Annotated in this window: 27 protein-coding genes and 1 pseudogene; 17 read left to right on the forward strand and 11 right to left on the reverse strand. The window is 46.1% G+C overall.

Translation table 11 applies throughout. The annotated features are described in order from the left end of the window. Positions 1–72 precede the first annotated feature (72 nt). Positions 73–1,593, forward strand: coding sequence for an extracellular solute-binding protein (locus tag ACIFSR_RS08620; RefSeq protein WP_430056703.1), 1,521 nt, complete (start codon positions 73–75; stop codon positions 1,591–1,593). 124 nt (positions 1,594–1,717) lie between these two features. Here ACIFSR_RS08620 and ACIFSR_RS08625 read toward each other — a convergent pair. The 4 genes and pseudogenes from ACIFSR_RS08625 to ACIFSR_RS08640 form a co-directional block, all read right to left on the reverse strand. Next, positions 1,718–2,355 (reverse strand): annotated as a pseudogene (locus tag ACIFSR_RS08625) (IS30 family transposase); the annotation flags it as partial. A gap of 92 nt (positions 2,356–2,447) precedes the next feature. After that, the gene (locus ACIFSR_RS08630; protein ID WP_430056706.1) at positions 2,448–3,194 is read right to left on the reverse strand and encodes an SDR family NAD(P)-dependent oxidoreductase; all 747 of its coding nucleotides are present in this window, start codon (positions 3,192–3,194) and stop codon (positions 2,448–2,450) included. Between the two features lie 65 nt (positions 3,195–3,259). Next, positions 3,260–3,589, reverse strand: coding sequence for a putative quinol monooxygenase (locus tag ACIFSR_RS08635; RefSeq protein ID WP_430056709.1), 330 nt, complete (start codon positions 3,587–3,589; stop codon positions 3,260–3,262). 139 nt (positions 3,590–3,728) lie between these two features. Next, positions 3,729–4,436 carry a Crp/Fnr family transcriptional regulator gene (locus ACIFSR_RS08640; RefSeq protein WP_430056712.1) on the reverse strand — a complete coding sequence of 236 codons (708 nt, stop codon included), beginning with the start codon at positions 4,434–4,436 and terminating at the stop codon, positions 3,729–3,731. A 502-nt stretch (positions 4,437–4,938) separates the two neighbouring features. On the opposite strand from ACIFSR_RS08640, the gene ACIFSR_RS08645 reads away from it, so the two are divergent. The 5 genes from ACIFSR_RS08645 (at position 4,939) to ACIFSR_RS08665 (ending at position 10,054) form a co-directional block, all read left to right on the forward strand. Beyond that, positions 4,939–5,124 (forward strand): hypothetical protein, encoded by a 186-nt coding sequence (locus ACIFSR_RS08645; protein ID WP_076266352.1) that lies wholly within the window; start codon positions 4,939–4,941, stop codon positions 5,122–5,124. Positions 5,125–5,364: 240 nt separating this feature from the next. Beyond that, entirely contained in the window at positions 5,365–6,924 is a 1,560-nt protein-coding gene (locus ACIFSR_RS08650) for an extracellular solute-binding protein (RefSeq protein WP_339205501.1), read from the forward strand. Between the two features lie 71 nt (positions 6,925–6,995). Beyond that, positions 6,996–7,958: an ABC transporter permease gene (locus tag ACIFSR_RS08655; RefSeq protein WP_339205500.1), complete on the forward strand. Its 963-nt coding sequence runs from the start codon at positions 6,996–6,998 to the stop codon at positions 7,956–7,958. Positions 7,959–8,021: 63 nt separating this feature from the next. Beyond that, positions 8,022–8,897: a carbohydrate ABC transporter permease gene (locus tag ACIFSR_RS08660; protein WP_076266349.1), complete on the forward strand. Its 876-nt coding sequence runs from the start codon at positions 8,022–8,024 to the stop codon at positions 8,895–8,897. A gap of 53 nt (positions 8,898–8,950) precedes the next feature. After that, a complete protein-coding gene (locus tag ACIFSR_RS08665) occupies positions 8,951–10,054 on the forward strand; it encodes a glycoside hydrolase family 88/105 protein (protein WP_430056716.1) in 1,104 nt (367 codons plus the stop codon). Positions 10,055–10,142: 88 nt separating this feature from the next. Here ACIFSR_RS08665 and ACIFSR_RS08670 read toward each other — a convergent pair whose 3' ends face one another. Beyond that, on the reverse strand, positions 10,143–10,865 hold the full coding sequence (locus ACIFSR_RS08670) for an amino acid ABC transporter ATP-binding protein (protein ID WP_430056719.1): 723 nt from the start codon (positions 10,863–10,865) through the stop codon (positions 10,143–10,145). Continuing rightward, complete coding sequence (locus ACIFSR_RS08675) at positions 10,858–12,363, reverse strand: ABC transporter substrate-binding protein/permease (protein ID WP_339205497.1); 1,506 nt, start codon at positions 12,361–12,363, stop codon at positions 10,858–10,860. The genes ACIFSR_RS08670 and ACIFSR_RS08675 overlap by 8 nt, the downstream gene beginning before the upstream one ends. Positions 12,364–12,727: 364 nt before the next feature. Here ACIFSR_RS08675 and ACIFSR_RS08680 point away from each other — a divergent pair, with 364 nt between their 5' ends. The 3 genes from ACIFSR_RS08680 to ACIFSR_RS08690 are packed head-to-tail and all read left to right on the forward strand — an operon-like array spanning position 12,728 to position 14,689. After that, positions 12,728–13,051: a hypothetical protein gene (locus ACIFSR_RS08680; protein ID WP_076266345.1), complete on the forward strand. Its 324-nt coding sequence runs from the start codon at positions 12,728–12,730 to the stop codon at positions 13,049–13,051. Then, positions 13,021–13,845, forward strand: a complete 825-nt coding sequence (gene yidC / locus ACIFSR_RS08685) for a membrane protein insertase YidC (RefSeq protein WP_076266344.1) — start codon at positions 13,021–13,023, stop codon at positions 13,843–13,845. The genes ACIFSR_RS08680 and yidC overlap by 31 nt, the downstream gene beginning before the upstream one ends. Positions 13,846–13,864: 19 nt before the next feature. Next, the gene (locus ACIFSR_RS08690) at positions 13,865–14,689 is read left to right on the forward strand and encodes a sugar phosphate isomerase/epimerase family protein (RefSeq protein ID WP_339205496.1); all 825 of its coding nucleotides are present in this window, start codon (positions 13,865–13,867) and stop codon (positions 14,687–14,689) included. A 90-nt stretch (positions 14,690–14,779) separates the two neighbouring features. Here ACIFSR_RS08690 and ACIFSR_RS08695 read toward each other — a convergent pair whose 3' ends face one another. Continuing rightward, positions 14,780–15,322: a DUF5673 domain-containing protein gene (locus tag ACIFSR_RS08695; RefSeq protein ID WP_339205495.1), complete on the reverse strand. Its 543-nt coding sequence runs from the start codon at positions 15,320–15,322 to the stop codon at positions 14,780–14,782. A 561-nt stretch (positions 15,323–15,883) separates the two neighbouring features. Here ACIFSR_RS08695 and ACIFSR_RS08700 point away from each other — a divergent pair. Further along, entirely contained in the window at positions 15,884–16,159 is a 276-nt protein-coding gene (locus ACIFSR_RS08700) for a hypothetical protein (protein WP_430056724.1), read from the forward strand. A gap of 182 nt (positions 16,160–16,341) precedes the next feature. Here the strand turns inward: ACIFSR_RS08700 and ACIFSR_RS08705 are convergent, their stop codons facing one another. From ACIFSR_RS08705 to ACIFSR_RS08715, 3 genes are read right to left on the reverse strand one after another with little or no spacing between them, the layout of a single operon-like run. Next, positions 16,342–16,887: a chromate transporter gene (locus ACIFSR_RS08705; protein WP_076266338.1), complete on the reverse strand. Its 546-nt coding sequence runs from the start codon at positions 16,885–16,887 to the stop codon at positions 16,342–16,344. Further along, positions 16,874–17,512, reverse strand: a complete 639-nt coding sequence (locus ACIFSR_RS08710) for a chromate transporter (RefSeq protein WP_430056728.1) — start codon at positions 17,510–17,512, stop codon at positions 16,874–16,876. The genes ACIFSR_RS08705 and ACIFSR_RS08710 overlap by 14 nt, the downstream gene beginning before the upstream one ends. Further along, positions 17,513–17,962, reverse strand: a complete 450-nt coding sequence (locus ACIFSR_RS08715; RefSeq protein WP_339209783.1) for an Lrp/AsnC family transcriptional regulator — start codon at positions 17,960–17,962, stop codon at positions 17,513–17,515. A gap of 288 nt (positions 17,963–18,250) precedes the next feature. Here ACIFSR_RS08715 and ggt point away from each other — a divergent pair, with 288 nt between their 5' ends. From ggt to ACIFSR_RS08740, 5 genes are all read left to right on the forward strand, one after another. Further along, on the forward strand, positions 18,251–19,831 hold the full coding sequence (ggt, locus tag ACIFSR_RS08720) for a gamma-glutamyltransferase (RefSeq protein ID WP_430056731.1): 1,581 nt from the start codon (positions 18,251–18,253) through the stop codon (positions 19,829–19,831). 19 nt (positions 19,832–19,850) lie between these two features. Next, positions 19,851–21,041, forward strand: a complete 1,191-nt coding sequence (locus tag ACIFSR_RS08725) for an amidase (RefSeq protein WP_339209782.1) — start codon at positions 19,851–19,853, stop codon at positions 21,039–21,041. Between the two features lie 19 nt (positions 21,042–21,060). Next, positions 21,061–21,921 (forward strand): fumarylacetoacetate hydrolase family protein, encoded by an 861-nt coding sequence (locus tag ACIFSR_RS08730; RefSeq protein ID WP_430056734.1) that lies wholly within the window; start codon positions 21,061–21,063, stop codon positions 21,919–21,921. Positions 21,922–21,989: 68 nt separating this feature from the next. After that, positions 21,990–22,688, forward strand: coding sequence for a pirin family protein (locus ACIFSR_RS08735; protein ID WP_339205478.1), 699 nt, complete (start codon positions 21,990–21,992; stop codon positions 22,686–22,688). An 85-nt stretch (positions 22,689–22,773) separates the two neighbouring features. Further along, complete coding sequence (locus ACIFSR_RS08740) at positions 22,774–23,100, forward strand: hypothetical protein (protein WP_430056737.1); 327 nt, start codon at positions 22,774–22,776, stop codon at positions 23,098–23,100. A gap of 204 nt (positions 23,101–23,304) precedes the next feature. Here ACIFSR_RS08740 and ACIFSR_RS08745 read toward each other — a convergent pair whose 3' ends face one another. Continuing rightward, a complete protein-coding gene (locus tag ACIFSR_RS08745; protein WP_076266332.1) occupies positions 23,305–23,436 on the reverse strand; it encodes a DUF4023 domain-containing protein in 132 nt (43 codons plus the stop codon). Between the two features lie 241 nt (positions 23,437–23,677). Between ACIFSR_RS08745 and ACIFSR_RS08750 the strand changes: the two genes are divergently transcribed. Both ACIFSR_RS08750 and ACIFSR_RS08755 read left to right on the forward strand, forming a co-directional pair. After that, a complete protein-coding gene (locus ACIFSR_RS08750; RefSeq protein WP_430056740.1) occupies positions 23,678–24,340 on the forward strand; it encodes a hypothetical protein in 663 nt (220 codons plus the stop codon). Between the two features lie 165 nt (positions 24,341–24,505). Further along, entirely contained in the window at positions 24,506–24,736 is a 231-nt protein-coding gene (locus tag ACIFSR_RS08755) for a cold-shock protein (protein WP_053373644.1), read from the forward strand. Positions 24,737–24,760 lie beyond the last annotated feature (24 nt).

The raw sequence follows: 24,760 nt of genomic DNA on the forward strand, positions 1-24,760 counted from the left end.
ATCATCTATCGCGCAAATAATCATTTCCTTAGATTATGAAGAGAAAAGGCTGATAAGACAAGGGGGATTAAGGTGGTAATCCATTCACGGAACATAGGAGTACGCGCAGGCTGTCGCTTTTTTATCGTGCTGCTTATCCTTTTCATTTGCGCTTCATGCACCGCATCTTCTGCTCCAAATGAGCGAAAAGACGCAAACACAAAAACGACGATCTCCATTATGGCACCGCTGCACTTTCCCCATCCGCCAAGTGAAGAGATCATTGCGCTCATCGAGGATTTAACAAATGTGAAGCTTGATATTAACTGGGTACCGGATGGCATCTACACAGATAAAATGAACACAGCTCTCTCCTCAAATTCGCTGAAGAAGGCGACTTTCGTGAAGCATACCGATTATATTTTTGTGAAAAATGCCATTCGCTCGGGCTCTTTCTGGGAGATCGGCCCTTATTTGGAGCGGTTCCCGAATTTAAGGCATTTGAATAGCGGCATTTTGGGGCAATCCGCAATAGATGGCGGCATATACGGGCTTTACACGGAGCGGCCATCGTCTAGACAAGGCGTTATTATAAGGGAAGACTGGCTGGATAATCTCAAGCTGGACAAGCCAGGAACGATTGAGGAGCTGTATGAGGTCATTCGGCAGTTTACGCTCGGTGACCCGGACCGTAATGGAAAAAAGGATACCGTCGGGCTGGCTGACCGTAATGATTTGGTATTTGGGGCCTTTAAGACGCTGAGCTCTTATTTCGGCACGCCGAACAACTGGGGTATCGTCGATAAGAAGGTAGTTCCTGAGTTCGAAACGGCAGCTTATATGGATACGATGAATTTCATGAAGAAGCTGTATGATGAGCAGCTTATAAACGCGGATTTTGCGGTAACGAGCAAGGAGATGCAGCGGGCTAACATTATACGAGGTGCAGCAGGCGTATATATCGGAAGCATGACCGACGTGCAGCGGCTCTCGGATGAAGCGAAGCAGATCAACCCAGCTGCGCGTTTCACCTTGGTGAATCGCATTCAAGGACCGGAAGGATATCGTGTTTGGTCGATTCCGAATTATAACGGGCTTTATTTATTTTCCAAAAAGGCGATTCGGACGGAGGAGGAGCTGCTGGAGCAGCTTGCGTTCTTCGACCGTACGATGGATAAGGATGTTGCCAATCTTATGCGGTACGGGATCGAAGGCAAGCACTATCTTATGGAGGGTGAAGAGGTTCAGCTGCCTGAAGAGACGTCACAGCTGCGCGTAACCGAGGTCAACGCGCTTTATCCGCTTATGATTGCCGATCTAAGCAATCCAAATGTACGGAAGGTAGCAGAGAAAGAAACGATGTGGGAGATGGCGGAGCGTCTTAGCGCAGATAACGAAAAGTTTCTCGTGACGGACAAGGTCATTGGCCTTGAATCGAAGACGTACGATGAGAAGAGCATGGAGCTGTACAAAATCATTTCCGACGCGACATACAAATATATTCTCGGACAGATTAGTATGGAAGGATTTTATCAGGAGGTCGAACGCTGGAAGCGCAGCGGCGGCAGCTTAATGATTAGCGAGTATACGGATGCGTATTTCAAGAAGCAATGATCGGGGTGAAATCCAAGTGACAGCATATTAAAAGAGCAGTAGGAAATATTATTATTCATAGAGCAGCTAAGCATGTTATTTATCCCCTGCGTGGCTGCTATTTTTTTTTGCGAGAGACAGATTGTCAAGCTAAGTGCGACAGTTCGTCCATGAATGCTTCGTAAGCAGATTTCCAGCCTAGACATTTACGGGGACGATGGTTGATGAGGCGAATAGCTTTCGCTAGTTCCTCTTCCGACACCGTAGCGAAATCATGTCCTTTAGGAAAGAACTCGCGTAGCAGCCCGTTAGCATTCTCATTGGAACCGCGCTGCCAAGATGAATAGGGATCTGCAAAATAAACCTTGATGTCGTGGATGTTTTCCAGCGCATTATAACAAGCAAACTCCTTGCCTCGATCTGTCGTAGCCGTTTTAAAGGCACCTTGCGGGTATTGGCTGGCTGCTACACCAAAAGCGACTTCCATGGAGTGTGCTGTGCGATCCGGCATTTTGATAGCGAGATAGAGCCTTGTTTTACGCTCGATAAGCGTAGCTGCACAAGCCTTGCTCTGTCCACGGCTGGACACAACGGTATCCAGCTCCCAGTGACCGAAAGTCGTCCGTTTGCGTACTTCTTTGGGACGCTGATGAATGGCTGTGCCAACAAGGAAACGCCCTCGTGTTTCCATAGGCTTGCGTCGCTTCTCTTTGTGGCGTAGCACTTCCGTCTCGGATACCGTTAGCTTGCCGTCATAGAGCCACACCGATAGATCGTCTTGAAGGCAGAGAGCTTATATAGACTCCTCTGCCTGAGTTGATACATGGGCTTATTAGGAATTGCTTAAATGACAGCTCATCCCTTCTGATTCAAGGTCAGACTTGAGCCATACCGCCATCTACGAACAATTCGACGCCGTTCACATAGCTGCTTTCCTCCGAGGCCAGAAACATCACCGCGCTGGCAATCTCCTCCGTCTTGCCCAAGCGACTTAACGGAACGACATTCTTCGCCGATTCAAGAACTTGATTTAGCGCTTCGCCAAACAGATCATTATAAGCTGGCGTGTGGATCGTGCCAGGGCTCACTACATTAAGTCGTATCCCTGTGCCTTTCAAATCCATTATCCAACTCCTCGCCATCTGACGGAGAGCCGCCTTGGTACCTCCGTAGACACTAAAAGCTGCTTCGCCGATCGTACCCGCCGTCGAGCCGGTTATGATGATGTTTCCTGTCATATTTGGAAACAGCGGCAAAGCCTTTTGGATGGTGAACAAGGTACCCTTTACGTTCACGTTGAAGGTTGTGTCGTATTGCTCTTCCGTAATCTGACCCAAGGGCAGAAAGCTGCCAAGTCCAGCGTTTGCGAATAGAATATCCAGATGTCCTTTCTCCTGCTTTACCGTATCAAACAGTTTATCCAAGTCCTTCAAATTCGAAATGTCACCTTGAACGCCGGTAACCCGGTCACCGATCAATTTTACTGCCGCGTCCAGCTCGCTTTGTCTACGGCCAGTAATGAATACGTAGGCCCCTTCCGAAACGAATCGTTGTGCCGTCGTAAGTCCGATACCGCTTGTTCCTCCGGTGACAACGGCTACCTTACCTTCAAATTTCCCCATGTCTATACGCCTCCTATGAAATTATGCATCCTTCTGGACCTTAAAGCGTTAAAGATTCAACGTCATCACGCATTCGTTATATGACTTCCCCATTCTCCCTTCGGTTGCAACCAGCTGACGCTTCTATCCACAATTAAATCGCCCAGTATTCCTTCGTAATTCTTGCGGTATTGTTTATTAAGTTCTTCCGCAAGCCAGCTATCTCTCGTGCCTTGCCATGTTTCATAAATGATCAAGTCATCCGGCTGATCCAGATCGTCCGAAACAATGGCGCTAATGAAAGCCTTCTCGGATGACATCTCCTCAATAAGGGAAGATAGCTCCTTGCTGAATTCTTCTTTTTTCCCTGGTTTAGCTTTGAATCGAATATTCAGTTGAACTTGTTGATTGGACATGTTGACTCCTCCTATAAGTTTCATATTTTGCAGTGATTCCGTTACGGCATTTATCATAACGCTAGATGAATAATTCGTCTGTAATTTAGATTACGTCGAAAAGCATACAGTCGAAGGGAAATTCATACGGGCCATGAAATCAAGCCAGTTCTTTCATTGCTTTTTCGATATGAATCATGACCATTCTACGGCTGGTCACGAGAATACCTTCATTGGATAGTTCCTGTAAGGTAAGCGATACCGCTTCTCTTGTGGCACCGATCATATTGGCCAACTCTTGATGAGTCAGGGGAATATCGATTTTTCGGTATCCATTTTCTTCTATGCCGAACTTTTTAGATAGTCGGTTGAGAAAGTAAAGCACTTTACCACGTAGATTCCTAAAAACCAATTTTTCCACCAATTCATCCTGATCTCGCAGGCGTTTGCTTATTTCCGATAAAAATCGTAAAGACAATTCAGAATACTTTCCTAAAAGCGGTTCGAATTGTTCAGTCGGAATCAAAAAAACAATCGAGTCTTCCATCGTCTCCACATAAGTCCCTCTTGTGCCCAATGAAAACGTTTCAACTTCGCCAAACATGCCGCCTTCGCTTAGGATGCAGACCGTATGTTGTTTGCCGGCCGAATTGGTTTTGTATAAGCGAAGTTTACCGGCGATTACGAAAAACAAGCCATTCCTTTCATTACCGGGCGTCTGAAGAATAGAGTTTTTTGAAAGCTTATACGTATTTGATCTTGTTACCAATTGTTCGATTTCACGGATAATTTCTGCCGGAAGCGATTCAAATATCTTTATTTGTGGCAAAAATGATGTTATGTTTTCCATCGCCTCAAAATGTAACATTTTGCCTCTCCTTTCAATGTTGCGAACGACAACCGCTCCACTCTCCGCGATAATCGTTCCTCGTGTATCATAGCCTATAGCGGAGTGTTACATTCATCATAAACCACCATAATTTCCTCTTCTGTAATCCAGATTACAAAGCTTTTCGCTTAGAATTCAAAGACGAATAAGAACCTATCTTGATGTTAGTTTGCTTGCACACACCGATACGATTTTAGATCCGAATGTATCTCGCTTATAAGGAAGAGATATAAAACATATGAATCATGGGCTTCTTTGTTTTTAGCTGTCGCACTTCATAGTACAATCCGTCGAGAAAAAATAGCAGAGAATTTATATGAGTATAAAGAACTAGGTACAAATATCGATTTTGTAATAAAAAAGATATATAATTGTCGAAAAATCCCGTAATTTGTTTAGAAATTGCATAGAACAGCAGTATATAATAAGAATCTGCTTAAGTGTTGGCAGAAAGTGAATAAGACGACATGGAGTGTGACGTATGATGAAACCTGATTTTTTCCAAGAAGTACATAAACTCGGATATGATAACGAATGGAGATACCAGCTGCTTATACGAGGTCTGCGCAACATACAAGAAGAGAAAAAGACCCAAGGTTTTTTTAAGAAGCTGGAGAGACGATTCGTGAACAAATATAAGAAGATCAAGGTTTCTGCTTGGAAGTAAAGGGCGCCATGAAATAAGTGCCATTTCATATAAAATACATGATTTGAGGGTGAAGAGCGATCTTCACCCTTTTTGTGTTGCGGTATTTAGTCAAAAGTGTCATCAGAAGCGGTGATAATCATTAGCTCAGATGCCTCTAAAACGATATGCCATATGAACAAATGATTGTTTCGGCACTCTTCTTCCAGGTGGTAGCTTGAAGAGGTAGCAACCAAAACGATATATGGAGGTCAACGCTGTATGAAGAAAAAATCGTTTTCGATTCTGATGGGCGTAGTTTTGACATTTAGTTTATTGCTCGCAGCTTGTTCTAGCGGCAGCAATAATGGAAAAAATAATACGCCGCCAGCAGCAACCAATGACAGCGCAGCAAAGACGGAAGAGACAGACAAACCGGCAGAGCCGGAGAAGCCGACTGAAATTACGATCATGCTGCCTCTTAACATCGCAGAGACACCGCCAGATACAATCAAAAACGAGCTGGAGAAGCTGACGAACACAAAACTAACGTATCAATTTTTTCCGGCAGACACGTATGAGGAGAAGCTGAACGCATCCTTTGCGACGGGCTCGCTGCCGCAGGTTACTTATTTGAAGAACCAAGCGACCTTCGTTCAAATGAAGGAAGCGATCAGGGACGGTCAGTTTTGGGAAATTGGACCTTATTTCAGCGAGTTTCCTAACCTGAGCAAGCTGAAGGAAGAGATTTTGAACAATACAAAAGTGGATGGCAAGCTATATTCGTTATACATCGGCAGACCGCTTGCTCGACAAGGCATTATTTATCGCAAGGACTGGGCAGATAAGCTTGGCCTCGCCGCACCGGCAAACGTGGATGAGCTGTTTGCGATGATGGAGAAATTTACGACAGGCGACCCGGATGGCAACAACAAGCCGGACACGATTGGTTTAGCTGACCGGAATGATCTCGTATATGGTGCGTTCAAAACGGCCTCCGCATGGTTCGGCACGCCGAACAACTGGGGTGAGCGGGACGGCCAGCTTGTTCCAGAGTTTACGACGCCTGAATATGCAGCCACGATGGATTTTATCAAAAAAATTCGCGACGCCAAAGCGATGAACGTAGACTTTGCAGCGACAAGCAAAACAGATCAAGTCAATATGTTCACGAGCGGCAAGGCAGGCGTATACATCGGCTCCATGCAGGATGTCGACTCACTAGTGAAGGACCTTGTTAAAAACGTGCCGACCGCAGTCGTTGATACACACAGCATGATCGCTGGACCAGACGGGAAGCTGGCATCGTGGTCCATTCCGGGCTACAACAACGTAGCCTTATTCCCGAAATCTGCAATTAAAGACGAAGCCGAGCTGAAGAAAATTTTGGCTTACTTCGATCAGCTGATGACGCCGGAAGTGGCGAACATGATGTTCTGGGGCATTGAAGGCACTCATTATACGGTAGTGGATGGCAAGGCAAAAGCATCGGCAGATAAAGAGCTGACGGAGCGCGAGGTCAAAGGCTTTAAGGACAGCGTTATTGGTGAGCCGGAAACAAACGGTATGTACGATGGTTTCCACGAGCTTCCGGCGAGAATTCATGCGGAGCAGCTCATTATCGAGAACGAGAAAATCGCCATTGCCGATCCTACTGCGCCGCTTGATTCGAAAACGTATACCGAGAAAGGCACGGAGCTTCAGGAAATTATAAAGGATGCCACTTACAAATATATTTATGGATCGATTGATAAGGCTGGATTCGACAAAGCGGTTGAGGATTGGAAGAAGCGCGGTGGGGCTCAGATTATCGAGGAATACAATGCTGCTTACAAAAAATAAAGAATAGCCCATAGAGGCTGCTCGCATGCTCGAGCAGCCTCTATAACCTCCCGTGGAAAGGAAGAACCCATATGCAAGAAGCTCATCAGGAAAACGCGGTTCAACTGGTAAGGGTACCTCAGCCTAGAACGAGCGAGCTTAAGAAGCGGCTTTGGAAAAACAAATGGCTCTATGTCATGCTGCTGCCGGGCGTGCTTTTCTTTATTATTTTTAAATATATTCCGATGTTTGGGCTTGCCATTGCCTTTCAAGACTATAAGCCGTTCAAGGGTATTGGCGGGAGTGAGTGGGTTGGCTTCAAGCATTTTGAACGTTTGTTCACGGAGCCTGATTTTTTGAACATTTTGACGAATACGCTGCTGCTGTTTGGCATGAATTTATTGTTTTATTTTCCGATCCCGATTCTGCTGGCGCTTATGCTGAACGAGGTTCGATTCTCTTTTTTCAAACGGACGTTTCAAACGCTTGTGTATTTGCCGCATTTTATGTCTTGGGTCATTATTGTGTCGATCAGCTTCGTCATGCTAACGTCGGACGGCGGTATCGTGAACGAGCTGCTTGAGTACTTTGGATTCGAAAAAGTCAATTTCCTGCTCAGCCCCGAGTGGTTCAGACCAACCTATATCATTCAGGTGATCTGGCGGGAAGCGGGTTGGGGAACGATCATATATTTGGCGGCCATCGCCTCCGTCGATCCTGGCCTCTATGAGGCAGCACGTATGGATGGAGCGGGTCGGCTTAGACAGGTATGGCATATTACGCTGCCTGCCATTCGCAGCGTTATTATTATTTTGCTCATTCTAAAGATCGGCGATGTGCTTGAGCTTGGCTTCGAGCATGTGTACCTGCTGCTGAACTCGATGAATCGCGAGGTTGCTGAGATTATCGATACCTATGTCTATACGGCTGGACTTAGACAGGGGAAATTCAGCTACAGCACGGCGATTGGCTTCTTCAAATCCTTTATCGGGCTTGTGCTTGTAATAACGGCAAATAGGCTCGCGAAGAAGATGGGCGAGGAAGGCATCTATTAGGATAAGGCGCTCGAAGATTAAGTCGCCAGAAGCTTCACTACAAAAACTTAAGGAGGATTCAGCATGGTAGAGGATAAAACGTTTAGCGGGCGGCTATTTTCCATTGTGAACTTCACGCTCCTTGCCATTATCGCGCTCGTTACGGTGCTTCCGTTTCTGCATGTTGTTGCCGGATCATTCACCACAAGCGCTGAGATGGCGATGAAGAAGTTCATCCTCGTGCCAACGATTTGGAGCTTTGATGCCTATAAATTCATATTCTCGACCAATACGATTTTTCGTGCCATGACGGTATCGACCGGCGTTACGATCGTCGGTACCCTGTTCAGCATGTTCACAACAGCGTTGATGGCCTATGGCTTGTCGCGAAGAGATCTCGACGGACGCAAGGGAATTATGTTTCTCGTCGTATTTACGATGCTGTTCAGCGGCGGACTCATTCCGACATTCCTCGTTGTGCGCGAGATGGGGCTGATCGACAGCTATGCAGCGCTCATTATTCCGTCGGCAATCAGCGCATTCAACCTTATTATTTTGAAAAACTTTTTTCAAAATATACCCGAAGGGCTTGAGGAATCTGCCAAAATCGACGGCTGCAACGACTTTGGCATCTTGTTCCGTATCGTGCTCCCGCTATCGATGCCCGCGATCGCTACCATTTCATTATTTTACGCGGTCACGTATTGGAATACGTATCTCAGTGCGATTCTGTACTTGGATGACAGCGCCAAATGGCCGATTCAAGTGCTGCTCCGCCAAATCGTCGTGCTGGCTAGCGGCCTAGACTACAGCTCCGACCTGGATGCGGCGGTTCCGCCGCCGGATCAGACGGTGAAGATGGCTGTCATCGTTGTAGCGACGCTGCCTATTCTGATCGTATATCCGTTCTTGCAAAAGCATTTCGCCAAGGGTGCGATGCTGGGCTCGATTAAAGGTTGATGTTGTTTGAGCTTGAACTGTTACAGTGGAAAATGGAGAGGAGTACTGTTTGGATGCGAAATGATGTGAAAATGACACCTATCGATTGGGCGAGAGCCGCTTGTGACTCATTAATGGACACCTATTTGCCAGAAAAGCTTCCTCCTGCTGGCCGCTGGCATTATCACCAAGGCGTGTTTCTTTGCGGGATGGAGATGCTTTGGCAGGCGGAGGGGGATGAACGTTACGCTGCTTATATTAAGCGCTACGTAGACAAGCTGGTGGATGAATGCGGCAACTTTGATTTTGCCCGTGACGAGCTGGATGCTATCCAAGTGGGGCTGTTATTGTTCCGTTTAGATGAACAAGGCGATGAGCGTAAATACCGAATCGCAGCCGATAAGCTGCGCGGCCTGTTCGACACGCTGCACCGCACCTCGGAGGGCGGCTTTTGGCACAAGGATAAATATGCCTACAATATGTGGCTGGACGGCTTGTATATGGGCGGAGTATTTGCGCTAAAATATGCGAACGCCTACGGAGAAATAGGGCTGCGCGAGTTGGTGCTGCATCAAGAGCAGCTGATGCGCCGCTATATGAGGGATGAGAAGACGGGGCTGCTCTATCACGCTTGGGACGAGAGCAAGCAGATGCCTTGGGCAGATCCTGAGACCGGCTGTTCGCCAGAGTTTTGGGGTCGGTCACTCGGCTGGTACGGTCTTGCAGTGGCTCAGTTTCTTGATGAAATAGCGGAAGGCGAAGTGGGACATGCTGAGATGGAAGCCGTGCTGGCTGATTTCTCCCAGTCGCTGATTAAGTATCAGGATGGAGAGAGCGGGCTCTGGTATCAGGTCGTGGACAAAGGCCATTTGGCTGATAATTGGCTAGAAACTTCTTGTACTTGTTTATTTGTCTATACGCTCGCAAGAGCCTATAAGCTTGGACTTGTAGGAGATGAGTGCTTGGATGCGGCAAGGCGAGGGTTTGAAGGGCTTGTTCGAGTGGTGCAGTCTGACGAGCAGGGGCGTTTCATCCTGCCGGATATTTGCATTGGCACCTCGGCTGGCGATTATGAAAACTACGTCACGCGCCCAACGAGTCAGAACGATTTGCACGGCGTCGGCGCTTTCATTATGGCATGTGTTGAGATGGAGTCGCTTGTTGATCGGAAGGAGTAGCGGATAAAAGAGAAAGCTCTGCGGCAGAATGAGCCGCAGAGCTTTGTTTAAATGTGCGCTTAGCACCTGTTATCCTTAATATGCTAATTTAAAGCACCTGCTCCAGAAAACGTGCCGCTCTCTCGCTTTGCGGCTTAGTGAAAAACTGCTCAGGCTTCGTTTTTTCAACAAGCTTGCCGTTATCTAGGAAATATATCGTATCCGCAGCTTCGCGGGCAAATTTCATTTCATGCGTAACAATAAGCATCGTCATGCCGCTGTCGGCAAGGCTGCGAATAACATTAAGCACCTCTTTGACCATCTCAGGATCAAGCGCAGAGGTTGGCTCATCGAACAGTAGGATGTCGGGTTCCATCGCTAAGCTTCTTGCGATCGCAACGCGCTGCTTCTGACCGCCGGATAAGCGGGATGGATAACTATCTGCTTTGTCCGAGAGACCTACGCGAGCTAGCAGCTCCATCGCTTTCTTACGGGCTTCCTGCTGCGATACTCCTTTGACCTGAATCGGAGCAAACGTAATATTGTCGATCACGGTCATATGCGGGAATAGGTGAAAATGCTGGAATACCATGCCGATCCGCTGCCGCACGCGGGCAATATTTGTTTTGGGATCGGTAATGGCTGTCCCATCTATTGTAATCTCGCCGGAAGTCGGTGTCTCCAGCATATTTAAACAACGTAGAAAGGTGGATTTCCCTGAGCCGGATGGTCCGATTAGAGCAACGACCTCTCCTTTTTCAACGGTTGTTGTAATTCCTTTTAGCACTTGGTTTTTGCCGAAGGTTTTTGTTAAGTCGGTTACATTAATCACTGCGGCGCAGCCTCCTTTCAAGCATTCGAGCAAACGATGTTAAGACGAGCACAAGCACGTAATAGATTGCAGCTATAAATAATAATACTTCGATGGAGCGGAACTCAGTGGAGCGCACTACATCTGCACGGCGCATCAAATCGGATACCCCAATGACAGATACGAGTGACGATTCCTTAAGCAAAGCAACACATTCGTTCACGAGCGCCGGCAAAATATTACGAAGCGCCTGCGGGAATATAATGCGAAGCATCATCTTCCGGTACGGAATGCCGAGTGCAATGGCAGCCTCGCGCTGTCCTTTGTCCACGGCCATTATGCCGCCACGGATCGTTTCAGACAAATAGGCAGCTGAATTGAGTCCGAAGGCAAGGCCAGCAGCCATTAATGCAGGTATATCGTAATTGAATAGCTGCGGCGTTGCATAATAAATAATGGTCAGCTGTACAAGCAGCGGCGTACCGCGGAATATAGATGTATAAGCGGTTGCGAACCACTCGAGCGGCTTAATGCCGGATATTTTGAATAGGGAAAGCACTGTACCCCACACAAGTCCGAATAATGCGGATACAAAGGTGAAGAGCAGCGTGACATATACACCCTTCAGAATGTAAGGAGTGTATCCCTTCAGTATACTGAAGTCGATGTTCAAATTAAGCAGAGAATTGGATTGTTCCTTCTCAGCAGTAAACCATTTCTGTACGATTTCATCGAGCTTGCCGTCGTCCTTCATTTCGGAAAGAACACCATTAAACTCGTTCACAATAGTGGACTTCTTAGGAAATGCAATGGCATAACCATTTTCTGCCGATTCAGCGGGCAGGAAATGCATCGCCAAACCGGGGTTAAGGTTGGTCATCTCAATAGCAACAGCGTCTTCTACGATAGCCGCATCGACGCGGCCGGTGTTCAGCTCTTGAATAAGATCTGGAATCTTATTAAGTTTCTTAAGCGTGGCTCCTTCAATCGTTTCTGCGTAAAGATCCTGTGTGGAGCCAAGCTGCGTCGCGATTAGTTTACCCGATAAAGAAGCTTCTGTTTCGAGCGGTGCAGACTTCTTTGAGACAATCGTATTGCGGGCAGCGTAATACGTATCAGAGAAATCGACATTTTGCCTGCGCTCATCCGTGGCGGACATTGCGGACATGACGAAGTCGACTCGGCCGGTCTGAAGCGCAGCAACAAGCCCATTGAAATCCATGTGTGTGATTTCCAGTTCGTATCCGAGCTGACTAGTGATATACTTGGCTATATCGATATCTAATCCAACGAATTCGCCGTTGTTTTTGGCATCGACGCTTTCGTAAGGTGGATAATCGGCGGATGTGCCCATTATTAGTTTCTTTTTTTGACCATTAACTGTGGTGCTTGATGCACTCTCTGCACTAACGGAATAAGCGCTGCTTTTCCCCATAGGGAAGGCTTGTCCAAGTCCGATTAGCAGAACCGTAAAGACGATAAGCGATAAATAAATGACTTTGAGCTTTTTTCGATTCATGGTGTCCTCTTTCTTCTAAGTTGATAGGTTTAACAGGCTTATCTGTCATCACGAGATGAGTGTATATTGATATAATAGCTCCGTTTCAGCCGTATGCGCCTGCAACATTAGAAATTATATGGTGTTCACTATCCTTTGTAAATAACCAAAGGTTTGCTTTTGTGAAAATTTCAGCATATTTATTAATACCCACTTATATTTATGCTGAATAATTTATGCGAAAAGACTGCATTTATTGAAGAAATTAGTGCCTGCCATTTTTGTTTGCATATTCGAGATTTTGACAGTCGTCATTTGATCAGAATTACTGTTATAATATCCAGATAGAAAGAAAACTATTTTTAGATGAAGGGAGGTGAGTACATTGTTCGAGCTTGAACTGCATGACATCATACCGTATCTCATTTCAATCAGCTTACTTTGTTCATTAGCGTATGCTTACGCTTCGCATCTGCATTCTGGTGCCTATGAGTACTGGGAACGGAATCAGGTTGTAAGTATAATGTATAGTTTGCTGCCGCAGGTATTGATTCGTTCAATTCCGCTGCATCATTGGTTAGTTCGCAAGGTAAAGCGGAAAGAATCGCCAGATGATGACATAGCAGACTGTTCCAACTCGTTTGTTCAGCTATTTTCAAACAAACGAGGAGGATTTTTATGCAAACGAACAATGTATTCACTTCTTTAAAATACGGACGTGTATTAATGGCCGGTTTGATGCTGGCAGGTCTGCTTCTAGTAAGCGGTTGTAGTACGGCTAGTGGAACGATTGATGGAAATACACCGGGTATTTTTAACCACTATGTCATTTACCCATTATCAGCGGTGCTTCAATATCTGGCTGATATGTTTGGCGGAAATTACGGTTTTGCGATTATTGGCATTACACTTATGATCAGACTTGTTCTACTGCCGCTCATGATGCGCCAGTATCGCTCTCAGAACCAGATGAAAACAAAGATGGCTATCCTTCAGCCGGAGCTCAAGCAGCTCCAAGATAAATACAAAAACAAGTCAGATGCAGCATCCAAGCAGAAGCTGCAGCAGGAAACGATGCAGCTTTACCAGAAGCATCAGGTGAATCCGCTCGCTATCGGGTGTTTGCCAATGCTCATTCAGATGCCGATTTTGATGGGTCTATATTCCGCGATCAAGCTTACGCCAGAGCTGGCGGATCATTCGTTTCTTTGGTTTAAGCTAGGCTCGCCGGATATTGTTCTGCCGATTATCGCAGCGCTCGTTTATTTTGTACAATTCAAGGTTTCGCAGACGACGCAGCCCAATGCGAATGCTGCACAGCAGAAGCAGATGGCTTTCATGGGTTACCTATCTCCAATACTGATGGGCGTATTCGCTCTATCGGCACCGGCTGCTATCTCACTTTACTGGGTAACAGGTGGGTTGTTCATGATTGCACAATCTTATTTAGCCAAAAAAGTGTACGCGCCGAAGGTGGATGTCGCACTCGAGGGCAGCGCCTAAATTTGAAGGAGACGATCAGATGTCAGTCGGTGTACTCGCTCATTTATTCGGAAGCTTGCCGTACAAGGAGCTCGCTCCTAAGGTTGCGGAGAGCGGCTTCAGCCATGTGCAGCTAGCTTTGTGGAAGGCGATTAGCGATGTTGATTTCAGCAAGCCTGGGAACTTAAGCCCAGGCCTTGCGAATGCAATCGGCGAGCAGTTCGATAAGCATGGCGTTTCGATTTCGGTGCTTGGCTGCTATGTTCATTTATTTGAACGAGACGAGCAGCTGCGCCGTGCCAATGTGAATCGATTCAAGGAGCTGCTGCGTTATGCGAAGTATTTCGGAGCGCCAATGGTAGCTGCGGAAACGGGACGGAATGAAGGCGGAGACTACACTGACCGAGATTGGTCCGTGATGAAGGCGACATTAGAGGAGTTAGTAGAGGAAGCTGAGAAGTGGGGCGTCTTTGTCGGTCTAGAAGCGGCAAACGACCATTTAATTGGAACTGCTCCTGAGCTGGCTCGGATGCTGGGGGAGGTTCCTTCCTCCAATATCGGTGTCGTTATTGATCCTGGCAATCTGCTGACATCTTCTAATTTTGCGAGGCAGGATGAGGTCATTGGGCAAGCGTTCGAACTGCTCGGTGATCGTATTATTGCGGCTCATGCGAAGGATCGCATGCTGCTCGGGAGTGGCGAACTGGCTACCGTAACGGCTGGCCTCGGACAGATGAATTATGAGCTGTATATGAAGCTTTTGAATCAATATAAGCCGCATGTACACATCATCATGGAAGAAGCGAAAGAGCATCAGATGGCGGAGTCAAAGGCTTATATAGATGGAATTCGTGCTCGTGTATAAGGGCTTAAAAGTGAAAAACAGTAGACCATGGGAAATCCCGAGGGCTGCTGTTTTTGTTTTTATATATTGGAAAAGACGGTTTAGCCCGTCCTATTCAGTTGGGATTTGATCTACATTACCTGAAGTCGGAACATTTCGAAGCAGCACAAGTAATTTTTTTTTGGAATCAGCATGAACTACTCCGCGAAAAACCTGATGTTTTGTATGGATGTCGAGTGAAAATTTTGTATGGAAAGGATCTGTTTCCGTCAATTGATAATAAACAACATCCTCCCAAGGGATGACTGTTTTTGCATGGTACACGCCATCTTCACCAATTGAATAATTGATTTTACCGCCAGAGAATATAGTGGTGAGCATAATGGGAAAAACATACGCAAACCAGTGCTTATAAACGATATCCGTTAAACCAAAGATAAGCAGTATCCATAAGGTCGTAACGATAGCTACATATGATAGCACCGTGAGCGTAAATTTTTTGTCGGGAATAAGGAAAGATGGATTATAAACTTGAACATTTTTTTTGGATTTTTTAAATATCCGAAATTGTTTATGCTCATTGTAGAAGGACCAAATGAGGATCAAGCAGCTGAGGATGTTCAATAGTAATGTAAACAAAAAATCGATATGCAATTCGGTCGCTCCTCGTATATTTGCTGTAGTTGTTAGTGTAAAAGAAAATATCCGATAAGGTAGAGGAGATACTGAAAGCAGTGAAAAAAGAAATGTTACTCTTCCATTGATTATAGAGATGACAATACTTTTGTACCAAGGGACTAAATTCCTATTTCATTTAAATTATATTTGATTTAAAAGAGCGCAAGCAACGAAAGATAGTTTGGTAATTTCCGAAAGAGGTTTTGCGTGCATTAACTAAACGCTAACAACTGTTTATCGGTTGAATCTAAAAAAGAAGTAAATACTTCAGAAAATGCCGTAGCCTTATCACTTTAGGTTAGCGGTATTTTTGTGCTGACTTAATTGAAAATGGATTTGAAATCCTCAAATATGTAAGAATGGAATAGTAATTTATTGTAACTATTTCTAAAAATACACTATGATGAAGGAGAAAACATCGAAAGAAATTAAATGATGAGTAAACTTTACTACAGAGCCAAGGGAGGCGCATCGTGAGCCATAAAATATGGATGGGTAAGCAGACTAATTGCTTATGGAAAAATCATCAATGATGTTGTGACGCTGCTTGCTGTGCTGGAGGAAGCCGAAGCTTTTGAGAAAAGTTTCATAAAAGAGGGCAATCTACCGAGGCTGATGCTGACTATTGGTGCAGACGAGCTTCCGGCTATGGTGAAGGATGCAGAACAGCTTGCTGAGCGGCTGCTGCCCCTTGCGGCAAAAGGCTTTTATTCTGAAATGGTAAAATTTTGTGATGAGAGTCATGTCAGTGTGCTGCCAGCGGCGATAAGCAGAGTATTGAGGTTTGCGTTATCGAGCAATCCTAAGGAATAATCATTTAGTTTTTTAAGAAAACCTCTAGTCTACTGAAGCGTAGCTGGAGGTTTTTTTGCAGTCCTAACTGCTGATCGAAGCTTGTTTGGATTTAATGATTTTTTTGCCTATAAATTCTATCAAACCTAAAATAGGGCGAACCCAAGCAGACATTTGCTGCTCGGATTCGCCCTATTAGTTATTTATAATACGTTCAAATGAGGAATAACAAGACCGCCATAAGCGAATGCGATAACAATGACGATGGCAGGATGGATTTTGCGGAACTGCATCGCCCAGAAGGCGACCGCTGCAATAATGAGCGATTGCACAATTCCGATCGATTCGATAGAGCTTTCAGCCATTTGCCATGTAAGCAGCAACATCATTATGGCAATTACCGGCTGTACAAGCAGTGTCATTCCTTTGACTACAGGCGATTGACGATGCTTCTGCAGCACCTTAAGAAGTAGAATGAGCGCAACAGCGGATGGAACAATCGTTGCAGCTAATGCGACAATTAAGCCGATCCAGCCGCCGACATCGTAGCCGACAAAAGCAGCAATTTTAGTCGCAATCGGACCTGGGAGTGCATTGCCAAGCGCCAGTATGTTTGAGAATTCTACTGGGGTCGTCCACTGATGATTCGTTACAATCTCCCTGTACATAAGCGGAATGGAGGCTGGTCCGCCCCCGTAGCCAAGCACATTAGCGATAAAAAATCCGATAATTAAATTAATCCATTCCACGCGTTACGCCCTCCTTCTGCTGGCTGCTTCGGAGCTGCTTCTGCTTTTTTTTGCGCTGAAGGGCTGCAACTGTTTTTAGATGAAAAGCACCGTAAACAAGAAATAAAAGAATGACGATAGCAGGATGAATATGAATGCCTTGCAGCAGTCCAAATGCTAATGCAAAAAAACCAAAGCCGACGTATTTGCCAAGTCCTTTGACGGCACGTTCTCCGAATTCATAGGCCATCATGCCAAGCATAACAGCGATGACGGGCGTTACCGCACCGATCATACCTTGTATGAAGGCTGCGCTGCTGAGGAATTGAACCGTCGTTAATAGCAGAATCATCGCAACAGCAGAAGGAATGATATGGGCGAGAACAGACACGATAGCGCCGAGAGTACCTTTTTCGCGATACCCTAAATAGGCGGCTATCTTTGTTGCAATCGGACCTGGCAATGCATTCGCAAGCGCAAGAATTTCGCCAAATTCCTCATCTTCAATCCATTTATAGTTCGAAACTGCCTCATATCGAATTAGCGGGATAACGGACGGGCCGCCCCCGTAGCCAAGAATACCTGTCTTCATCATCGCCCATGAAAGCTGCATGTAGCGGTTATTCATTATTTTGCCAGCCATCATCTACAGCCTCATTCCCATTCGACTCTTGTAACGATTAATTAACACCTGACAATCGACGCTCATAATGCCGGGCAGTGTGTAAAGCTTATCTTTGAGAAAATGCTCCATCTCCTGATTGTTGCGAAACAGACCATGCATATGCAGTTTACTCGGTCCAGTCATATGGTAGAGGCTGGTGACAAACGGCTCAGTCGAAAGCTGATCAGCAACGGCGTGCAGATGCTTAGGCTCTACCTCTACATTGAAAAAAGCCGATACATTAATGCCGATTCGCTCAGGGTTAATGACGGCCGTAAATCGTTCGATTACGCCGCCATCCATCAACGCATTAATCCGGGATTGGACAGCTACTCGCGACAATCCAATCTCCTTCGCTAAGTCTGTGTAAGATATTCTTCCATTAATATTGAGCTCAGCAATGATTTTACGATCAATATCATCAATTTCCATTATTTTTGGTTCATCAAAAAGCTTTTCTTGCACTTGTTCATCAGCTCCTATTTTATTTCACTATTTTGCAAGGTGTCTTGTAATACCTATTTTTAATTACCATATGTATAAATATATACACATCATCATTCGTTTTCAACACAATTAATAAAATGAAGTTACATTTTTATTGCCTATCATTCTCTGAGGTGGTATTTTAAAAGAATACACAATGTTATATTATCTAACATATAAATAAGTGAATTGCGAGTTTGATTAGAGTTATATCCATTTTTAGGGGTGGTAGATATGAATCAATCGGTCATCGGAACCAAAACTATGGTTGTCAGCCCTCATTATTTAGCTACTGCAGCTGGCGCTCGCATGCTTGCGCAAGGTGGGAATGCTTATGATGCAGCTGTCGCTGTGAGCGCATGTCTTGCCGTCGTTTATCCGCATATGACAAGCCTTGGAGGAGACTCCTTCTGGCTCGGCTATCATCATAGTGAAGGGAAGGTGCGCGGCTATAATGCCAGCGGCCGATCTGGTTATAAAGCTAGTATTAGTGCTTACGATGGCTTGGCGGCGATTCCGAATCGGGGCATTGGCAGTATCGTAACGGTGCCCGGCATGGTAGACGGCTGGGATGCGGTTCACCGAGAGTATGGCAGATTGGACTGGGCGCAGGTGCTGGCACCCGCTATTGATTACGCCGCGAATGGCTTCCCCATGTCGAATGATCAATATCAAAATACGGTTCATAATGAAATCGTTCTTGCAAGAACACTCGAAACAGCAGATATATACTTGCCAAACGGGCAGGTGGTTAAGGTTGGCGAGCGATTTAAGCAGCCTGCGCTTGCGAAGACGCTGCGCCGTTTAGCTGAATTTGGGCGCGATGAATTTTATAAAGGCGAAACCGCAAAGGAAATGACGAGTTTTTTGGGCAAACAAAATGGTCTGCTTGCTGCAGATGATTTTGCGGATCATCATGGCGACTGGGTGCTCCCGATTGAGGGCACTTACCGAGGGTATACGCTTCATCAGATGCCTCCCAATTCACAAGGCTTCTCCGCTATTATGGCGCTTCAAATACTAGAGCAGTTTAAGCTCGGTGAAATTGAACATGGCTCCCATAATTATTATCATCTATGCGTCGAGGCATTAAAGCTAAGCTTCCGTGACCGGAACAAATATTTATCAGACCCTGTATTTACAAACATACCGCTTGAGCGGCTATTGGATAAAAACTATGCGGCAGCGCTTGCTGCTTCAATTGAGTTAAATCATGCTTCATGCGAGAAATCAGAGGTGCTGGGCAGCGATACCGCCTATGCAGCAGTTGTGGATGAGGAAGGGAATTCCGTCTCCTTCATTCAAAGCTTGTACTTCGAGTTTGGATCGGGCATCGTAGCGGGCAATACGGGTGTTTTATTGCAAAACCGCGGCTCGTTTTTCTCGCTTGATCCGAATCATGTGAACAGTCTGAAGCCAGCTAAAAGGACATTTCACACCTTAATGCCAGCGATGGCATGTCGTGATGGCAAACCTGCTGTGCTGTATGGCACGCAAGGCGGCGAGGGCCAGCCGCAGACGCAAACGGCGATATTTACCCGGATGATTGATTATGGCATGGATCCTCAGCAAGCGATCAATGAACCTAGATGGGTATGGGGCCGAACGTGGGGAGAGCCAACGCAGGAGCTGAAAATAGAAGGACGTGTTTCTGCAGACGTACTAGCATCGCTGGCGCAGGCAGGTCACTCGGTAAAGAAAGTGAAGGACTTCGACGGCATTATGGGCCATGCTCATGCGATTATGCGAGATGAACAAGGATTACTGCAAGGCGGATCGGATCCGCGCTGCGATGGCGCAGCAATGGGATGGTAAAGAGGAGGCGGGGATCTTGATGAAGCAAAGCTGGAATGCGTATGCGACGGAACAGCTTGAGATAGAGCCTTTAGCTGAAGGTGTCTTAAGCGGTAAAACGTATGCGGCAAAAGATGTATTCGATATTGCTGGACATATCTCTGGTGCAGGCAATCCCGATTGGCTGCGAACACATGACGAGGCGGATAAGCACGCTTCGGTCATAAATCGGCTGCTTAGAAACGGAGCGACATTAAAAGGAACGACCATTACGGATGAATTGATGTACAGCATCAACGGGGAAAATGCTCATTATGGAACCCCGGTGAATCCTAAAGCATTTGGTCGCATACCCGGAGGCTCCTCCAGCGGATCAGCTGTTGCGGTGTCGGCAGGATTAGCAGATTTCGCTATAGGTACGGATACGGGAGGCTCCATTCGAGTGCCATCCGCCTATTGTGGAATTTATGGAATACGGCCTACGCATGGTGCAGTGGATACGAATGGGCTTATACCGCTGGCGCCTAGCTTCGATACGGTAGGCTGGATGGCCCGAGATGCGCAGACACTGCTTCAAGTGGGCAGTGTACTGCTTGATGAACAAGGGAGCAGTAAGCAGACATTCACGCGAATGGTGTTTGCGAAGGATGTATGGGCATTGACGGATGAGCACACATCTACAGCTTTGTCGCAATATTTTCCAATGCTGCATGATCTAGCCCGAAGGCATGAACAAGCCATCATTGCGCCAAACGGGCTGCGAGAATGGGTGAATGCTTTTCGTATCATTCAAGGATTAGAGATTTGGCGTGAGCATCGGGACTGGATATTGCGCGAGCAGCCTGCCTTCGGACCGGGCATAGCGGAGCGGTTTGCTTGGGCGAGCACGCTGCGGGAAGAGGATAGTGGTACAGCTTTCACCATTCGGGATGAAGCGCGGGCGCTTATGGATGAATGGCTTGGAGAGGATACGGTGCTCGTTGTGCCGACCGTGCCTGCGATAGCGCCGCTGCTCGGATTATCGGGCTCGGAGGTTGAGCGGCGTCGTGCTCAAACGCTCGAAATGAGCTGTTTAGCAGGGCTGGCAGGGCTGCCGCAGGTTACGGTTCCGATTGCAGGCGAGCTGGGCTGTCCAATTGGCCTCTCCTTCATTGCGGGAAGAAGCCAGGATATGAGGCTGTTAAAATGGGTGGCTGATCACGTCTCGACACGAATAAAGCCATTAAGTTAAAGAAAAGGAGCTGCTGGCAATGAAAATATCAACAGTAAAAAGGAATGGCAAGGAGCTCGCTGCGATACCAAGTGCAAAGGGCCTTGTTCTTATAGAAACGATTAATGAGGCGGAGAATGCCAGCTGGAGTACAGAGCTATTCGAGCTTAATCGTTTGGGCGAGCTGGGTCTTTTAACAGAATGGTACGAAGGAGCAGGGAAAGAAAAGTTGAAGCGATTGCCGGCGATTCCTTATGAGGAGGTACAGTATGCTCCGCTATACCGTCACCCTCGCAAAATTTGGGGTATCGGCATGAACTACGTAAAGGATGCGGCAGAATTAGCGTTGGCGGACCCAAATGAAGAGCCAGTCAGCTTCATCAAGCCGGATACGACGATTATCGGCCCGCTTGATGCGATTCAAATTCCAGAAGGAGTTGGGAAAATTACAGCAGAAGCTGAACTCGGCATTATTATCGGAAAAACCTGCAAAAATATATCAGAAGCTGAAGTATACGACGTCATTGCCGGGTATACGACGACAATTGATGTTACGGCAGCTGATATTCATGCTAGACATCCGAGGTTTTTATCGAGGGCCAAAAGCTTCGATACCTTTTTCAGCTTCGGGCCGGAGTTTATTACGAAGGATGAGATTCCTGATTTGCTAGAGCTGAATGTGGAAACCGTAATTAATGGCGAGGTCGCACATCGCAATAAGGTATTCAATATGAAGTTTCGCCCTTTTGCAGCTGTTGCTTTTCACTCCAAAGTGATGACGCTGCTGCCGGGCGACATTATGATGACAGGAACACCAGGTGCTGTCGTTATTCGCGGCGGAGATATAGTAGGCTGCCATATCGATGGTTTCGAGCCGCTGCTGAATACTGTTCAATTTTAAGCTTGCTCAGAGAATGAAAAACTGCTATATATAAGTAAGTAAATAAAAACTTGTTTGGAGGAGAAACGATGATCGATGTATTCCCCGCGGCATCGCGGCATTCGGCGGATCTAGGCTGGCTGCGCAGCCACCCAAGCTTCTCTTTCGGAGCTTATCATGATCCGAATCGAACAGGCTTTAGTGTGATGCGTGTGTGCAATGACGATTATTTGGCTCCGGAAAAAGGTTTTGGCGCGCATCCACATAGCGACATGGAAATCGTATCTATCGTATTGAATGGTCGCATTAGACATGAGGATAACATGGGCAACTCTGTCGTTTCCTCGTTTGGCGAGGTGCAACGGATGTCAGCTGGCACGGGCGTTATCCACACGGAATTTAATGCATCTGAAGATCAAGAGCTGCGTTTGCTCCAGCTGTGGTTCATGCCGCAGGAACGAGGTATGAAACCATCCTATGAAGCGAGCCGATTCGATGTAGACAAGCTGCATAATGCACTGCTTCCTGTCGTTTCAAATCAGGTTTTGGAACAGGCTGCCTCCATAAATCAGAATATGACGATTTATCTGAGCAAGCTGGAGCAAGGAAAACAGCTTGAATACGTTGTTGAACCGGGACGGAAGCAATTTATATATATTATTGAAGGTAAACTGTCGGTTCACGGCGAAACGCTCTTTACCGGTGATGAGGCACAAATTGAGGCAGCTGAGGAGCTTACACTCACCGCTGCGGCTCCAGCCTTTTTTATGCTGATCGATTTGCCTTAGGCTTTCGAAGTAAGTTTGCATTCACAAACTTAAGCATACGCTTTCGAAGTAAGTTTGCTATCGCAAACTTTTAGGAGGGATAAAAATGAAACAAACGTTTCTTGTTAAACATGCGGTGGGTGGTCGGATGTTTATTGATTCGAATAAGCTGGAAGTGCCCTATACGCTTGTTCCACAGGGGGAAGGCTGGCGATTCACGGTTTCTGTGCCATGGAGCGAAAGTATCGAAGAGCTGCTTGCACATAAAGCTGAGCTGAACGTGTTTGTTTTCCAAGAGTTTGATGATAAGCCAACGCTAAAAACGTGGTATTACATCAAAGACGGTCCAGTTGAATATAACGCTGACGAGAACAGTCTCACGATTGTAGCGGATTCTCATATTGCCTATTACCCTCATGAGTATTCGGTTTAAAAGCGCGAGGCAATCATGTGCAATTATCAATTCGCTGTACACATAGGCCAGTCAGACATGGTTTCACATGTAGGGCTGGTTTTTTATTTGTGTCTATACATGTCGGAGTTGTCCAACTGCTGAAAGAGATGACCTTCTCTGCAAAACAAGAAAGGTGCTGCCACCCTGCGGCGACAGCACCCGATCGAAGCCTTATTCAATCATTTATTTATTGGTGCTGTGCTGCTTATTTACAAGTCTCTCTGCAGGGTTGCCGTTGCCGTTTCTTCTTTTGTTGAGTTCGGCTTTACGCTGCGTAGCCTGTACCTTTTGGACAAACTCACTTGTGCTTTCCAATTGTATTTCCTCCTCGTTTTTTTGGCATTCTTTCCAACTTCCTTAATTAGAATATCCAACATTTTAAAAAACTGGCGTTAGCGTCATTTATTTTGAGAAAATCGATTGATTGCAGCATTGGGCTCCCTTATGATACCGATATATACTACTATGTTGATGCAGTCATTCACGTTTAACTATACAGGGAAGCTTTAAATTCGAATGCACTTCAATTGATCGTACGAGCGGAGCGAGAATAATCATGTTTAGAGTCATAGCGAGGGCGCAAATGAAAGTAGGCTTCGAGATGGAAGCCATCGAAGCGGCGAAACAGTCAAATGCTGTACAGCATCTAATAGAGCAAGGGGAGATTATGACGGTTGGCTGCTTCCAATGGGAGCGAAATGTATTCATTTATTGTGAATGCATCGAACGAGTGCTTGAACCTGAAGAGCTGCTTCCAGAGATGGCTGCTTTTTTGGAGAATTGGCCCGGACAGTCAGCTGCGCGAAAATGGATTCCGATGATTGATGTCTTCCATTTCAACGAGCCAGCCAGCTGTGATCATTGGCTTCGCAAAGAAGCAGTTGAACGTCGTGTTGGAAGAGTGGCGCACTTAAAGCCGGAAATGGCAGCAAGCTATATTTATTTTCATTATCAGCTCCAAGAGGAGCGGGCTTTCCATGGGCCGAAGTATGAAATCATTGCGATGCATGAGAATTTGCTGTTTGGTTATCAGGAATTTCCTGCTGTCGTCGAGGAGCCAATATTGCCAGGAAAGCTTAGTACGACAGGGACTCCTGCCAATTGGAGCGATTCTAGAATGGATCTTCATTTTCAACCTTGGGAGGATGGGCATTTGTATTTCAAACCGATTGAGCAGCTGTTTGCGCATTACTGCCACTCTCCAAAAAAAAGGCGCTAAAATATAGGCTGATATTTGCCTTTATTGGACGAAATATGGTACAATAAAATCAATTGCAAGTTTGAAGCAAATATTCACAATACACTGCTGTTTATAAATGATAACTGCCCCTTACTCTAAGTTCGAGGCAGTTTTTCCTTTTTTATCGCGAAGGGGGCTGACCATATGTACAATCGTAAAAAACCGCTTGAAGAAATTCCGGAAGAAAACACGAAGGTATGGACATGCGAGACGGAAGGGTGCAACAGTTGGATGCGCGATAACTTTGCGTTTGATCACGTTCCTACTTGTTTAATCTGCCATGAACCAATGGTCAGTGGCGAGAAGATGCTGCCCGCGCTCAATAACTCCAATAGTGACATGAAGACGTTGAAGAAGGGTACACCGATTATGTAGGTGTCTTTCTTAGACAAAGAGAAG

Origin of the sequence: Paenibacillus sp. NRS-1760, from assembly GCF_050467785.1 — a bacterium.
GTDB lineage: Bacteria > Bacillota > Bacilli > Paenibacillales > Paenibacillaceae > Pristimantibacillus.

What these genes read in the sequence shown, in the direction of transcription:
- ACIFSR_RS08630 (WP_430056706.1), bottom strand. Translation starts at nt 3,194, where the DNA reads ATGGGGAAATTTGAAGGTAAGGTAGCCGTTGTCACCGGAGGAACAAGC.
- ACIFSR_RS08635 (WP_430056709.1), bottom strand. Translation starts at nt 3,589, where the DNA reads ATGTCCAATCAACAAGTTCAACTGAATATTCGATTCAAAGCTAAACCA.
- ACIFSR_RS08640 (WP_430056712.1), bottom strand. Translation starts at nt 4,436, where the DNA reads ATGTTACATTTTGAGGCGATGGAAAACATAACATCATTTTTGCCACAA.
- ACIFSR_RS08645 (WP_076266352.1), top strand. Translation starts at nt 4,939, where the DNA reads ATGATGAAACCTGATTTTTTCCAAGAAGTACATAAACTCGGATATGAT.
- ACIFSR_RS08650 (WP_339205501.1), top strand. Translation starts at nt 5,365, where the DNA reads ATGAAGAAAAAATCGTTTTCGATTCTGATGGGCGTAGTTTTGACATTT.
- ACIFSR_RS08655 (WP_339205500.1), top strand. Translation starts at nt 6,996, where the DNA reads ATGCAAGAAGCTCATCAGGAAAACGCGGTTCAACTGGTAAGGGTACCT.
- ACIFSR_RS08660 (WP_076266349.1), top strand. Translation starts at nt 8,022, where the DNA reads ATGGTAGAGGATAAAACGTTTAGCGGGCGGCTATTTTCCATTGTGAAC.
- ACIFSR_RS08665 (WP_430056716.1), top strand. Translation starts at nt 8,951, where the DNA reads ATGCGAAATGATGTGAAAATGACACCTATCGATTGGGCGAGAGCCGCT.
- ACIFSR_RS08675 (WP_339205497.1), bottom strand. Translation starts at nt 12,363, where the DNA reads ATGAATCGAAAAAAGCTCAAAGTCATTTATTTATCGCTTATCGTCTTT.
- yidC (WP_076266344.1), top strand. Translation starts at nt 13,021, where the DNA reads ATGCAAACGAACAATGTATTCACTTCTTTAAAATACGGACGTGTATTA.
- ACIFSR_RS08690 (WP_339205496.1), top strand. Translation starts at nt 13,865, where the DNA reads ATGTCAGTCGGTGTACTCGCTCATTTATTCGGAAGCTTGCCGTACAAG.
- ACIFSR_RS08710 (WP_430056728.1), bottom strand. Translation starts at nt 17,512, where the DNA reads ATGATGGCTGGCAAAATAATGAATAACCGCTACATGCAGCTTTCATGG.
- ACIFSR_RS08715 (WP_339209783.1), bottom strand. Translation starts at nt 17,962, where the DNA reads ATGGAAATTGATGATATTGATCGTAAAATCATTGCTGAGCTCAATATT.
- ggt (WP_430056731.1), top strand. Translation starts at nt 18,251, where the DNA reads ATGAATCAATCGGTCATCGGAACCAAAACTATGGTTGTCAGCCCTCAT.
- ACIFSR_RS08725 (WP_339209782.1), top strand. Translation starts at nt 19,851, where the DNA reads ATGAAGCAAAGCTGGAATGCGTATGCGACGGAACAGCTTGAGATAGAG.
- ACIFSR_RS08730 (WP_430056734.1), top strand. Translation starts at nt 21,061, where the DNA reads ATGAAAATATCAACAGTAAAAAGGAATGGCAAGGAGCTCGCTGCGATA.
- ACIFSR_RS08735 (WP_339205478.1), top strand. Translation starts at nt 21,990, where the DNA reads ATGATCGATGTATTCCCCGCGGCATCGCGGCATTCGGCGGATCTAGGC.
- ACIFSR_RS08740 (WP_430056737.1), top strand. Translation starts at nt 22,774, where the DNA reads ATGAAACAAACGTTTCTTGTTAAACATGCGGTGGGTGGTCGGATGTTT.
- ACIFSR_RS08750 (WP_430056740.1), top strand. Translation starts at nt 23,678, where the DNA reads ATGTTTAGAGTCATAGCGAGGGCGCAAATGAAAGTAGGCTTCGAGATG.
- ACIFSR_RS08755 (WP_053373644.1), top strand. Translation starts at nt 24,506, where the DNA reads ATGTACAATCGTAAAAAACCGCTTGAAGAAATTCCGGAAGAAAACACG.